Below are 13106 nucleotides of genomic sequence, written 5' to 3'. Positions count from 1 at the left end.
CCCGTTCGTATCGGCAGCTCGTGGCCGGTTAGGCTCATGTACATGCATGCCTGGCCCGCTTCCGAGGTCCCCGCCCTGCCTGGTCAGGGCCGCGACCTGAGGATCCACGACACCGCGACCGGCGGCCTCGTCACCCTCGACCCCGGTCCCGTCGCCCGTATCTACGTCTGCGGCATCACGCCGTACGACGCGACCCACATGGGTCACGCGGCGACCTACAACGCGTTCGACCTCGTTCAGCGCGTGTGGCTCGACACCAAGCGGCAGGTTCACTACGTCCAGAACGTCACCGACGTCGACGATCCGCTGCTGGAGCGCGCGGAGCGGGACGGCGTCGACTGGGTCGCCCTCGCCGAGCAGGAGACGGCCCTCTTCCGCGAGGACATGACCGCCCTGCGGATGCTCCCGCCCCAGCACTACATAGGCGCCGTCGAGGCGATACCCGGCATCGTCCCGCTCGTGGAGCGGCTGCGCGACCTCGGCGCGGCCTACGAGCTGGAGGGCGACGTCTACTTCTCCGTCGAGTCCGACCCGCACTTCGGCGAGGTGTCGGGCCTGGACGCGGCCGCGATGCGGCTGCTGTCCGCCGAGCGCGGCGGCGACCCGGACCGCCCGGGCAAGAAGAACCCGCTCGACCCGATGCTGTGGATGGCCGCCCGTGCGGGCGAGCCCAGCTGGGACGGCGGTTCGCTCGGCCGTGGCCGCCCCGGCTGGCACATCGAGTGCGTGGCCATCGCCCTCGACCACCTCGGCATGGGCTTCGACGTCCAGGGCGGCGGCTCCGACCTGGCCTTCCCGCACCACGAGATGGGCGCCTCGCACGCCCAGGTGCTCACCGGCGAGTTCCCCATGGCCAAGGCGTACGTGCACGCCGGCATGGTCGCCCTGCACGGCGAGAAGATGTCCAAGTCCAAGGGCAACCTCGTCTTCGTCTCGAAGCTGCGCCGGGACGGCGTCGACCCGGCCGCCATCCGGCTGTCCCTGCTCGCCCACCACTACCGCTCCGACTGGGAGTGGACCGACCAGGTGCTCCAGGACGCCGTGGACCGCCTCGGCCGCTGGCGCGCGGCCGTCTCCCGGCCCGACGGCCCGTCCGCCGACGCGCTGGTGGAGGAGATCCGCGAGGCCCTCACGCACGACCTGGACGCCCCCGCGGCGCTCGCCGCCGTGGACCGCTGGGCGGCCCGCCAGGAGGCGGAGGGCGGCACCGACACCGCCGCGCCCGGTCTCGTGACCCGGGTGGTGGACGCGCTGCTCGGCGTGGCCCTGTAACCGCAGGTACGGCGAAGGGGCGGTTCCGGCAAGGGAACCGCCCCTCTTTCGTCGTCCCGATCCGTCGGCTCAGTCCTCCGGCGTGTCCTCGTCGCCGCCCTCGGACGAACCCTCGGCGGGACCGTCGGCAGAGCCCTCCGAGGAGCCCTCCGCGGTCCCGGAGGCTCCCGGCCTCGGCGGACGGGGCGGCCGGGCCTTGCCGCCGGGGCTGTCCCGCAGGTACGAGGCGTCCCCGCCGTCCGCCGTGGCGTGCCCGCCCGGCGGGCTCACGTCCCGGCGCCGCAGATACCGCTCGAACTCGCGGGCGATCGCCTCGCCGGAGGCCTCCGGCAACTCGGCGGTGTCCCGGGCCTCCTCCAGCGTCTGGACGTACTCGGCGACCTCGCTGTCCTCGGCCGCCAGCTGGTCCACGCCCACCTGCCAGGCGCGCGCGTCCTCGGGCAGCTCGCCCTGCGGGATGCGCAGGTCGAGCAGGTCCTCCAGCCGGTTCAGCAGCGCCAGCGTGGCCTTCGGGTTGGGCGGCTGGGAGACGTAGTGCGGTACGGCCGCCCACAGCGACACCGCCGGGACGCCCGCGTGCGTGCACGCCTCCTGCAGCACACCGACGATGCCCGTCGGGCCCTCGTACTTGGTCTCCTCCAGGTCCATGCGGCGGGCCAGGTCCGGGTCGGACGTGACGCCGCTGACCGGGACCGGACGCGTGTGCGGGGTGTCACCGAGCAGAGCGCCCAGGACGACCACCAGCTCCACACCCAGCTCGTGCGCGAAGCCGAGCAGCTCGTTGCAGAACGAGCGCCAGCGCATGGACGGTTCGATGCCGCGGACCAGCACCAGGTCGCGCGGTTTCTCGCCGCCGACCCGGACCACCGACAACCTGGTCGTCGGCCACGTGATCTTGCGCACTCCGCCGTCCATGAACACCGTGGGGCGGTTCACCTGGAAGTCGTAGTAGTCCTCGGCGTCGAGCGCCGCGAACACCTCGCCCTTCCACTCGCGTTCCAGATGCGCGACCGCCGTGGAGGCGGCGTCGCCGGCATCGTTCCAGCCCTCGAACGCGGCCACCATGACTGGGTCGATCAGCTCGGGAACCCCCTCCAGCTCGATCACCCAGTGCCTCCTTCCAACGTGCCCTCGCCTGACGTCCCAACCTTACGGCGTCCGGCGGGGGCGTCCGCAGCCCCCGGGCCGGGGGATGCACGGATCACTGCCCCGTTCGCCACCTCGGAACACCCCAGCGCTCTACTCGGGCAAGTGGGCCGACCCAAGGGGCGCGGGGAACTGCGCGACCAGCCACAACGAGCCCGCACCGACAAGACGATCGGCACCCCGACGGCGCCCCCTGGCCGAACTCACAGCGTGGACCGCAACCACTGCTCCACGCTCGCGATGTGCACGGTGGCCCAGGAGCGGGCCGCCTCCGCGTCCCGGTCGCGCAGTGCGGCGAGGATCGCCCGGTGTTCGCGCAGGGTGCGGCTGACCGCGTCCTCCTGGGTGAGCCCCCGCCAGATCCGGGCCCGGGTGGTGGGACCCGACAGGCCGTCAAGCAGCGAGCACAGCACCGAATTGCCCGCGCTCTGCACGATGCCCCGGTGGAACTCCAGGTCGCAGGCGACCAGCTCCTCCACCGAGGGCTCGGCGCCGAGCGCGTCCAACTGGGCCGACAGTGCGTCCAGTTGCTGCTCGCTGATCCGCGAGGCGGCCATCGCGGTCGCGGCCGGCTCCAGGATCCGGCGCACGGCCAGGAACTCCAGCACCGTGTCGTCACGGTGGAAGTCCACGACGAAGCTCATCGCCTCCAGCAGCAACTGCGGATCGAGGCTGGTGACATAGGTGCCGTCGCCCTGTCGCACGTCCAGGATCCGGATCAGCGACAGGGCCCGTACGGCCTCCCGCAGCGAGTTGCGGGACAGGCCGAGGTCGGCGGCGAGTTCGCTCTCCTTGGGCAGCCGGTCGCCAGGGCGCAGGGCACCGGAGACGATCATGTCCTTGATCTTCTCGATCGCCTCGTCGGTGACTGCCATGACCGGCCTCCCAGTGGCTCAGACATCGGATGTCTCAGCACATTATGGAGGCACCGGGGAGAGGGTCGGCGAGGACTGTCAGCCGAAGGCCTTCACGGCCTGGTAGTACGTCCACGCGGTGCTGGTGCAGGCGGTCTTCGTGGCACCGCCGTAGTTGGCGCACACGCGCTTGAGGTCCTCGTACAGGGCGCTGTCGAGGCGGGCCTTGTTGGTGCTGAAGGTGCCGGCCGCCTTGTAGTTGCGGTAGCCGAAGTCGTGCCGGGCGCAGGACATGGCGAAGGGGAAGCCGAACGGGTTGTCCGGCGAGTCGGAGCAGTAGTCGGTCGACCAGTCGAACCCGTAGGCGGACCAGCCCGACTGGTTGGCGCGCGCCGCGGCCCAGGCGTTGTAGCTGGACGAGGTGGTCTGGGTGAAATTGGTGAGCACCTGGGGCTTGTCGGCCGGAGCCGCGGTGGCCGCGGTGGCGGTGGTCGTGACGGTGATGAGGGCCAGGGCCGAGGCGGCGAGGCCGGTGGCGAGTCTGCGGTGCATCCCACACCTCCATGAAGAACCGCGATCCGTCCGTCGGATCGCGGTTCATGACCATGGAGGTGGCGGCTATAGCCCGCCTTTACCGCCACAAGAGCGCGGTTTCACTGCTCCGGGGCGCAATGCGCGCATGCGAGAGGGGCGGCTCCGTCGGCGCGGAGCCGCCCCTCTCGTCGCTACGGCTCCTCGTGCGGGAGGAGCCGTCCCTCATCCGTTCCGGCCCCGGTCAGGGGGAGGGGCCGGCCGGGGCCTACTTCTTGTCGAGCAGGCCCTGGACCTTGTCGCGGACCTCGTCCGTGGCCAGGCCACGGATGGTCAGCGTGGTGCGGCGGCGCAGCACGTCGTCCGCCGTCTCGGCCCACTCGTGGTCGCGGGCCCACACGACCTGCGCCCAGATCTCCGGGGCGTCCGGGTGGACGCGCTCGGCCAGCTCCGGGCTCTCGTTCGCCAGCCGGGCGATGTCGAAGGCCAGCGAACCGTAGTGGGTGGCGAGGTGCTTGGCGGTGTCGGCGGCCATGCGCGGGCCGGGCGCCGGGTGGTCCACCAGGAGGCGGTGGGCGACCGCGCGCGGGTTGGCGACACCGGGCAGCGGGAGCTTCTTCGGCAGTGAGGAGATCGGCTCGAAGTCGTCGCCGAGCGGGTGGCCCGGCAGCTCCTCCAGCTTCTGCATCACCGTGCGGCCGATGTGGCGGAAGGTCGTCCACTTGCCGCCGGCGACCGACAGCATGCCGGCCTTGCCCTCGGTGACGACGGTCTCGCGCTTGGCCTTGGCGGTGTCACCGGGGCCGCCCGGCAGCACGCGCAGGCCGGCGAAGGCGTAGGTGATCAGGTCGCGCTGCAGCTGCTGGTCCCGGACGGAGAACGCGGCCTCGTCCAGGATCTGGGCGATGTCCTTCTCGTTGACCGCGACGTCCGCCGGGTCGCCCTCGTACTCCTCGTCGGTGGTGCCGAGCAGCAGCATGTCCTCCCAGGGGAGGGCGAAGGTGATGCGGTACTTGTCGATGGGGGTGGCGAGCGCGGCCTTCCAGGGGGACGTGCGCTTCAGGACCAGGTGCGCGCCCTTGGACAGGCGGATGGACGGGGCCGCGTTCGGGTCCTCCATCCGGCGCAGGTGGTCGACCCAGGGGCCGGTCGCGTTCAGCACCAGGCGGGCGTTGACTCCGAACTCCTCGCCGGATATGCGGTCCCGGAGGTCGGCGCCGGTGACCCGGCCCTTGGTGAAACGCAGGCCGGTGACCTCGGCGTGGTTGAGGACGACCGCGCCCGCCTCGACGGCCGCGCGGACCGTCATCAGCGCCATGCGCGCGTCGTTCATCTGGTCGTCGCCGTACACGGCCACGGCCTTGAGGTTCTCGGTGCGCAGCTCGGGCACGTCCTGCGCCGCCTTGGCGGGGGAGAGCAGGTGGCCGACGCCGTCCCCGAACGCGGAGAGCGCGGAGTAGGCGAAGACGCCCGCGCCGAGCTTCGCCGCGCCGTGCGGCCCGCCCTTGTACACGGGGAGGTAGAAGGTGAGCGGGTTCGCCAGGTGAGGGGCCACCTGGCGGGAGACCGCACGGCGCTCGAAGTGGTTCTCCGCCACCAGCTTCACCGCGCCGGTCTGCAGGTAGCGCAGACCGCCGTGGAGCAGCTTGGAGGAGGCGGAGGAGGTGGCACCGGCGAAGTCGCCGGCGTCGACCAGCGCCACCCTGAGCCCGGACTGCGCGGCGTGCCAGGCGGTGGAGATGCCCAGGATGCCGCCGCCGATCACAAGAAGGTCGTACGACGCCTTGGAGAGCTGCTCCCTGGTCTCGGCCCGGCTCGGGTTGGAGCCCGAGGCCGGGTGCGTCCCCAGGGCAGGCACGGACTTCAGGGTGGACTGACTGGTCATGTCGGGTTCTTACTCCTCGTCAGATCTGGCTGAGCTGTCTGAGCGGCTCAGTCCTCGTCCTCGATCCAGCCCATGGTCCGGTCGACGGCCTTGAGCCAGCTCTTGTACTCACGGTCGCGGGTGTCCGCGTCCATCTGGGGGGTCCACTCGGCGGCCCGGCGCCAGTTGGCGCGCAGTTCGTCGGTGCTGGACCAGAAGCCGACGGCCAGGCCGGCGGCGTAGGCGGCGCCGAGGCAGGTGGTCTCGGCGACCATCGGGCGCACCACCGGTGCGTCCAGAACGTCGGCGAGGGTCTGCATCAGCAGGTTGTTGGAGGTCATGCCGCCGTCGACCTTCAGGGCCACCAGCTCGTCGCCGGAGTCCTTGACCATCGCGTCGGCGATCTCCCGGGTCTGCCAGGCGGTCGCCTCCAGGACCGCGCGGGCGAGGTGCGCCTTGGTGACGTACCGGGTCAGGCCGGCGATCACACCGCGGGCGTCGGAGCGCCAGTGCGGGGCGAACAGGCCGGAGAAGGCCGGTACGAAGTAGGCGCCGCCGTTGTCCTCGACCGAGAGCGCGAGCGTCTCGATCTCGGCGGCGGTGGAGATCAGGCCCATCTGGTCGCGCATCCACTGCACCAGGGAGCCGGTGACGGCGATCGAGCCCTCCAGGGCGTACACGGTCGGCTGGTCGCCGATCTTGTAGCCGACCGTGGTCAGCAGGCCCGCGTAGGAGTTGATGATCTTGTCACCGGTGTTCATCACCATGAAGGTGCCGGTGCCGTAGGTGGACTTGGTCTCGCCCTCGGAGAAGCAGGTCTGGCCGAACAGGGCCGCCTGCTGGTCGCCGAGCGCGGACGCGACCGGGATGCCGCCGAGCAGGTCGCCGAGCTTGCCGCCGGTGACCTCGCCGTAGACCTCGGCGGAGGAACGGATCTCCGGCAGGATCTGCAGCGGCACGCCGATGGACTCGGCGATCTTCTCGTCCCACTGCATGGTGTGCAGGTTCATCAGCATGGTGCGGGAGGCGTTGGTCACGTCGGTGACGTGGTGGCCGCCGTTGGCACCGCCGGTCAGGTTCCAGATGACCCAGGTGTCCATGGTGCCGAAGAGGATGTCGCCCGCCTCGGCGCGCTCCCGCAGGCCGTCGACGTTGTCGAGCAGCCAGCGGGCCTTGGGACCGGAGAAGTACGACGCGAGCGGGAGACCGGTCTCGCGGCGGAAGCGGTCCTGGCCGACGTTGCGGCCCAGCTCCCTGCAGAGGGCGTCGGTGCGGGTGTCCTGCCAGACCAGGGCGTTGTGGACGGGCTCACCGGTGTTCTTGTCCCACAGCACGGTGGTCTCGCGCTGGTTGGTGATGCCGATGGCCTTGATGTCGTCGCGGGTGATGCCGGCCTTCTGGATGGCTCCGGCGACGACCTCCTGGACGTTGGTCCAGATCTCGTTGGCGTTGTGCTCGACCCAGCCCGGCTTCGGGAAGATCTGCTCGTGCTCCTTCTGGTCGACCGAGACGATACGGCCGTCCTTGTCGAAGACGATGCAGCGCGAGGAAGTCGTGCCCTGGTCGATGGCCGCGATGAACGGGCCGGTGTGGGCGTCGGTCACTGTGTGCTCCTGAAAGATCCGTGGTGATGGGGCTGTACGTACGGCGCGTGCTGGAAGACTCGGTTCTTCTCTCGGTTCTTCTTAAGCAAAGGCGACGTTGTAGATGCCTGCAGCGATGGCGGCGCCGATCAGCGGACCGACCACCGGGATCCAGGCGTAGCTCCAGTCGGAGCCGCCCTTGTTGGGCAGGGGCAGGAGGGCGTGCACGATGCGCGGGCCGAGGTCACGGGCCGGGTTGATCGCGTAGCCGGTCGGACCGCCGAGCGAGAGGCCGATGCCGACGACCACGAAGGCGGTGATCAGGGCACCCAGGGTGCCGAGGCCGTTGCCCTTGTCGTTCAGGCCCTGTGTGAGGACGGCGAGCACCAGCACCACGGTGCCGATGATCTCGGTGAGGAGGTTCTGCACCGCGTTCCGGATCTCGGGACCGGTGGAGAAGACGCCCAGGACCGGGCCGGCGCCCGTCTCCTGCGCCTCGACGGCCTTGGCCGCCGTGGCCTGCGCACCCGGACCGCCGACGATCTCCTTGTCGGTGAGGTGCGCGTGGAACTGGCCGTAGTAGGCGACCCAGACCAGGGTGGCACCGATCATGGCGCCGAGCAGCTGGCCGCCCCAGTAGACGGGCAGGTTGCTGAAGTCCTTGTCCTTGATCGCGAGCGCGAGCGTCACGGCCGGATTCAGGTGGGCGCCGGAGAGCGGCGCCGAGGTGTAAACGGCCGTCAGTACGGCGAAACCCCACCCGAAGGTGATGGCGAGCCAACCGGCGTTACGGGCCTTGGAGGCCTTCAGCGTCACGGCGGCGCAGACGCCGCCACCGAGCAGGATGAGTATGGCGGTACCGATGGTCTCGCCGATGAAGATGTCGGAGCTGGACACCCGCGACTCCTTTGTCCTTCGTCCAGGGAAGCCGAACCCCGGGTCCCGCCGGGGGTTCTGGCGCCCTCGGGGGTGAGAGCGATTCCGGTCCTTGGCGTTGTCACACTCTAGCGCGTATTGCCGGTAGGTGTTCGACAATGCCGACCGATGGACGGGAGTCTTGCTTCGGCGTTACGCATGCGTCAAGGGTTCTGTTATCGAAAACAGGATCGTTATTGATCGCTGCCGGTTATCGCTCTTCGTACACTGACGTACCTTCTCGCCCCATATGTCCACTTCAGGGTATGGCGAGAACCGGAACGCCGCCTAGCGTCCCGGTCGTCCCCCGGTGGGTCATCCGCTGGTCAGCGGCACATCGCCCGGCTGCTCAGAACCGTCCCGCGCCCAGGTCGCGGGAGACCGCGCGGGCGCAGTCCCGTACCGCCGCGATCAGTTCGGGGCGTAGTTCGCCGTCCCGGCCCAGCCGTTCCACGGCGCCCGTGATGCCGACGGCGCCCACGGGCATCCGGCGCCGGTCGTGGATGGGCGCGGCGACCGAGGCCACGCCCTCCCAGGTCTCCTCCACGTCCGCCGCGTACCCACGCGCGCGCGTGATGTCGAGGATGTGCTCGAAGTCCGCCTGCTCGCACACCGTGCGGTCGGTGAAGGGTTTGCGGTCGGCCTCCATGGCCTCGCTGTGCGCCACCGGGTCGTACGCCGACAGCACCTTGCCCAGCGCCGTGGAGTGCAGCGGCTGCATGGCCCCTATCTCCAGCACCTGCCGGCTGTCGTCGGGCCGGAAGACGTGGTGCACGATCAGTACGCCCTGCTGGTGCAGGACGCCCAGGTACACGCTCTCCCCGCTGGCCCGGGCCAGGTCGTCGGTCCACACCAGGGCGCGCGCCCGCAGCTCGTGCACGTCGAGATAGGTGGTGCCCAGGCGCAGCAGCTCGGCGCCCAGTTGGTAGCGCCCGGAGGCGTCGTCCTGTTCGACGAAGCCCTCCTGCTGGAGGGTGCGCAGGATGCCGTGGGCGGTGCCCTTGGCGAGGCCCAGCGACGAGGCGATGTCCGACAGACCGAGCCGTCGTTCGCCGCCCGCGAGCAGCCGCAGCATCGCGGCCGCCCGTTCGAGCGACTGGATGTTCCGTGCCATCGCCGTCCTGCCCTCCGTCCTCTTCGGCCATTCCCGAACAGCATCGAAGACACCGTTCGGCAATGTCGAACACTACCGGTCCATGACGGCCTCCCGCTAATGGTCGACCGACACCTGTTACATCTCTTGTGGCCTGCGAGTGGCGCCGCGGCCATCCAGGGTCCACCACTGGAGTCCGCCTCGTGGACGCCGCTGCCCATCCAAGCCCACTGCCGGTTACTCTGACGCCGTGCCCTTGCCCGGCAATGTCCGGGGAAGGCGCATAGCCGACAGCCGTCGCACCCCAGGGAGCCCCTTCATGGCCTCGTTGCCAACGACCCCTTCCGCCGACAGCCGGACTCGTGCGTCCGCGCTCCGAGAGGCACTCGCCACCCGTGTGGTGGTCGCCGACGGAGCCATGGGCACGATGCTCCAGGCCCAGGAACCGACGCTCGAGGACTTCCAGGACCTCGAGGGCTGCAACGAGATTCTCAACCTCACCCGCCCCGACATCGTCCGCTCCGTCCACGAGGCGTACTTCGCCGTGGGCGTCGACTGCGTCGAGACCAACACCTTCGGTGCCAACCACTCCGCGCTCGCCGAGTACGACATCCCGGGCCGCGTCCACGAGCTGTCCGAGGCCGGCGCCCGCGTGGCCCGCGAGGTCGCCGACGAGTTCACCGCCAAGGACGGCCGGCCCCGCTGGGTCCTCGGCTCCATCGGCCCCGGCACCAAGCTGCCCACCCTCGGCCACGCCCCCTACACCACCCTGCGCGACGCCTATCAGCGCAACGCCGAGGGCCTGGTCACCGGCGGCGCCGACGCCCTGCTCGTGGAGACCACCCAGGACCTGCTGCAGACCAAGGCCGCCGTCCTCGGCGCCCGCCGGGGCCTCACCGCCCTCGGCCTGGACGTGCCGGTGATCGTGTCCGTCACCGTCGAGACCACCGGCACCATGCTGCTCGGCTCCGAGATCGGCGCGGCCCTCACCGCGCTGGAGCCGCTCGGCATCGACATGATCGGCCTGAACTGCGCCACCGGCCCGGCCGAGATGAGCGAGCACCTGCGCTACCTCGCCCGCAACGCCCGTATCCCGCTGTCCTGCATGCCCAACGCGGGCCTGCCGGTCCTCGGCAAGGACGGCGCCCACTACCCGCTGACCGCGCCGGAGCTGGCCGACGCCCAGGAGACCTTCGTCCGCGAGTACGGCCTTTCGCTGGTCGGCGGCTGCTGCGGCACCACCCCGGAGCACCTGCGCCAGGTCGTGGAGCGCGTCCGGGGCCTCACCCCGCCCGAGCGGCAGCCGCAGCCCGAGCCCGGCGCCGCCTCCCTCTACCAGACCGTGCCGTTCCGCCAGGACACCTCCTACCTGGCCATCGGCGAGCGCACCAACGCCAACGGCTCCAAGAAGTTCCGCGAGGCCATGCTGGGCGCCCGCTGGGACGACTGCGTGGAGATGGCGCGCGAGCAGATCCGCGAGGGCGCGCACATGCTCGACCTGTGCGTGGACTACGTCGGCCGCGACGGCGTCGCCGACATGGAGGAACTGGCCGGCCGCTTCGCCACCGCGTCCACCCTGCCGATCGTCCTCGACTCCACCGAGGTCGACGTCATCCAGGCGGGCCTGGAGAGGCTCGGCGGCCGCGCGGTGATCAACTCGGTCAACTACGAGGACGGCGACGGCCCCGACTCCCGCTTCGCCAAGGTCACCCGGCTGGCCCAGGAGCACGGCGCCGCCCTGATCGCGCTGACCATCGACGAGGAGGGCCAGGCCCGCACCCCCGAGAAGAAGGTCGAGATCGCCGAGCGGCTGATCGACGACCTCAGCGGGAACTGGGGCATCCGCGAGGAGGACATCCTCGTCGACACCCTGACCTTCACCATCTGCACCGGCCAGGAGGAGTCCCGCAAGGACGGCATCGCCACCATCGAGGCGATCCGCGAGCTGAAGAGGCGGCACCCGGCGGTACAGACCACGCTGGGCCTGTCGAACATCTCCTTCGGCCTCAACCCGGCCGCCCGCATCCTGCTGAACTCCGTCTTCCTGGACGAGTGCGTCAAGGCGGGCCTGGACTCGGCGATCGTGCACGCCTCCAAGATCCTGCCGATCGCCCGCTTCGACGAGGAGCAGGTCAACACCGCCCTCGACCTCATCTACGACCGCCGCAGCGAGGGCTACGACCCGCTGCAGAAGCTCATGGCCCTGTTCGAGGGCGCCACCACCAAGTCCCTGAAGGCCGGCAAGGCCGAGGAGCTGGCCGCCCTCCCGCTGGAGGAGCGCCTCAAGCGCCGCATCATCGACGGCGAACGCAATGGCCTGGAGGCCGACCTGGACGAGGCCCTCCAGGACCGGCCCGCCCTGGACATCGTCAACGACACCCTCCTGGACGGCATGAAGGTCGTCGGCGAACTCTTCGGCTCCGGCCAGATGCAGCTGCCGTTCGTGCTCCAGTCCGCCGAGGTCATGAAGACGGCCGTCGCCCACCTCGAACCGCACATGGAGAAGTCGGACGCCGAGGGCAAGGGCACCATCGTCCTCGCCACCGTGCGCGGCGACGTGCACGACATCGGCAAGAACCTCGTCGACATCATCCTGTCCAACAACGGCTACAACGTCGTCAACCTGGGCATCAAGCAGCCGGTCTCCGCGATCCTGGAAGCCGCCGAGGAGCACCGGGCCGACGTCATCGGCATGTCCGGCCTCCTGGTGAAGTCCACGGTGATCATGAAGGAGAACCTGGAGGAGCTGAACCAGCGCGGCCTCGCCGCCCGCTTCCCGGTCATCCTCGGCGGCGCCGCCCTCACCCGCGCCTACGTCGAGCAGGACCTGCACGAGATCTACGAGGGCGAGGTCCGCTACGCCCGCGACGCCTTCGAGGGCCTGCACCTGATGGACGCCCTGATCGGCGTCAAGCGGGGCGTGCCCGGCGCACAGCTGCCCGAGCTGAGGCAGCGCCGGGTCCGCGCGACGGCCGCCGTCCAGGTCGAGGAGCGCCCCGAGGAGGGGCACGTCCGCTCCGACGTCGCCACCGACAACCCGGTGCCGACCCCGCCGTTCTGGGACACGCGCGTCATCAAGGGCATCCAGCTCAAGGAGTACGCGAGCTGGCTGGACGAGGGCGCACTGTTCAAGGGCCAGTGGGGGCTGAAGCAGGCCCGCACCGGGGACGGTCCGACGTACGAGGAACTGGCGGAGACCGAGGGCCGCCCCCGCCTGCGCGGCCTGCTCGACCGGCTCCAGACGGAGAACCTGCTGGAGGCGGCCGTGGTCTACGGCTACTTCCCGTGCGTCTCCAAGGACGACGACCTGATCATCCTGGACGAGCGGGGCAACGAGCGCACCCGGTTCACGTTCCCGCGCCAGCGCCGCGGCCGGCGGCTGTGCCTCGCCGACTTCTTCCGCCCGGAGGAGTCCGGGGAGACGGACGTCGTCGGCCTCCAGGTGGTCACCGTCGGCTCCCGCATCGGCGAGGAGACGGCGAAGCTCTTCGAGTCGAACTCCTACCGCGACTACCTCGAACTGCACGGCCTGTCCGTGCAGTTGGCGGAGGCGCTGGCCGAGTACTGGCACGCCCGCGTCCGCTCCGAACTCGGCTTCGCCGGCGAGGACCCGGCCGACATCGAGGACATGTTCGCCCTGAAGTACCGGGGCGCCCGCTTCTCCCTCGGCTACGGCGCCTGCCCCGACCTGGAGGACCGCGCCAAGATCGCCGAACTGCTCCAGCCCGAGCGGATCGGCGTCCACCTGTCCGAGGAGTTCCAGCTCCACCCCGAGCAGTCCACCGACGCGATCGTGATCCACCACCCGGAGGCGAAGTACTTCAACGCCCGGTGAGGCGCGTCGCACA

At 70.4% G+C, this 13106-nt stretch carries 9 protein-coding genes; 2 read left to right on the top strand and 7 right to left on the bottom strand.

Annotated elements, in window-relative coordinates; all coding sequences use genetic code 11:
* Positions 1-42: 42 nt before the first annotated feature.
* Positions 43-1272 carry a cysteine--1-D-myo-inosityl 2-amino-2-deoxy-alpha-D-glucopyranoside ligase gene (mshC, locus tag ACFY3C_RS10970; protein WP_390770528.1) on the top strand — a complete coding sequence of 410 codons (1230 nt, stop codon included), beginning with the start codon at positions 43-45 and terminating at the stop codon, positions 1270-1272.
* Between the two features lie 69 nt (positions 1273-1341).
* Here mshC and ACFY3C_RS10965 read toward each other — a convergent pair whose 3' ends face one another.
* From ACFY3C_RS10965 to ACFY3C_RS10935, 7 genes are all read right to left on the bottom strand, one after another.
* Complete coding sequence (locus tag ACFY3C_RS10965) at positions 1342-2379, bottom strand: PAC2 family protein (protein ID WP_390770527.1); 1038 nt, start codon at positions 2377-2379, stop codon at positions 1342-1344.
* A 242-nt stretch (positions 2380-2621) separates the two neighbouring features.
* Entirely contained in the window at positions 2622-3293 is a 672-nt protein-coding gene (locus tag ACFY3C_RS10960; protein ID WP_094216795.1) for a FadR/GntR family transcriptional regulator, read from the bottom strand.
* A gap of 78 nt (positions 3294-3371) precedes the next feature.
* A complete protein-coding gene (locus ACFY3C_RS10955) occupies positions 3372-3824 on the bottom strand; it encodes a phospholipase (RefSeq protein ID WP_390770526.1) in 453 nt (150 codons plus the stop codon).
* Positions 3825-4071: 247 nt separating this feature from the next.
* A complete protein-coding gene (locus tag ACFY3C_RS10950) occupies positions 4072-5688 on the bottom strand; it encodes an FAD-dependent oxidoreductase (RefSeq protein WP_390770525.1) in 1617 nt (538 codons plus the stop codon).
* A 47-nt stretch (positions 5689-5735) separates the two neighbouring features.
* A complete protein-coding gene (gene glpK / locus ACFY3C_RS10945) occupies positions 5736-7271 on the bottom strand; it encodes a glycerol kinase GlpK (RefSeq protein ID WP_390770524.1) in 1536 nt (511 codons plus the stop codon).
* Positions 7272-7352: 81 nt separating this feature from the next.
* A complete protein-coding gene (locus ACFY3C_RS10940) occupies positions 7353-8147 on the bottom strand; it encodes an MIP/aquaporin family protein (protein WP_386574691.1) in 795 nt (264 codons plus the stop codon).
* Positions 8148-8514: 367 nt separating this feature from the next.
* Positions 8515-9279, bottom strand: a complete 765-nt coding sequence (locus tag ACFY3C_RS10935) for an IclR family transcriptional regulator (RefSeq protein WP_386574692.1) — start codon at positions 9277-9279, stop codon at positions 8515-8517.
* Between the two features lie 298 nt (positions 9280-9577).
* Between ACFY3C_RS10935 and metH the strand changes: the two genes are divergently transcribed.
* Positions 9578-13093: a methionine synthase gene (gene metH, locus ACFY3C_RS10930; RefSeq protein WP_386574694.1), complete on the top strand. Its 3516-nt coding sequence runs from the start codon at positions 9578-9580 to the stop codon at positions 13091-13093.
* Positions 13094-13106 lie beyond the last annotated feature (13 nt).

Source organism: Streptomyces sp. NPDC001410 (genome assembly GCF_042895235.1).
Taxonomy (GTDB): domain Bacteria; phylum Actinomycetota; class Actinomycetes; order Streptomycetales; family Streptomycetaceae; genus Streptomyces.
This window is presented reverse-complemented; position numbering and strand designations above follow the sequence as displayed.

Coding starts and splice junctions, on each gene's coding strand:
- ACFY3C_RS10955 (WP_390770526.1), bottom strand. CDS start 3,824: ATGCACCGCAGACTCGCCACCGGCCTCGCCGCCTCGGCCCTGGCCCTC.
- mshC (WP_390770528.1), top strand. CDS start 43: ATGCATGCCTGGCCCGCTTCCGAGGTCCCCGCCCTGCCTGGTCAGGGC.
- ACFY3C_RS10950 (WP_390770525.1), bottom strand. CDS start 5,688: ATGACCAGTCAGTCCACCCTGAAGTCCGTGCCTGCCCTGGGGACGCAC.
- ACFY3C_RS10935 (WP_386574692.1), bottom strand. CDS start 9,279: ATGGCACGGAACATCCAGTCGCTCGAACGGGCGGCCGCGATGCTGCGG.
- metH (WP_386574694.1), top strand. CDS start 9,578: ATGGCCTCGTTGCCAACGACCCCTTCCGCCGACAGCCGGACTCGTGCG.
- ACFY3C_RS10960 (WP_094216795.1), bottom strand. CDS start 3,293: ATGGCAGTCACCGACGAGGCGATCGAGAAGATCAAGGACATGATCGTC.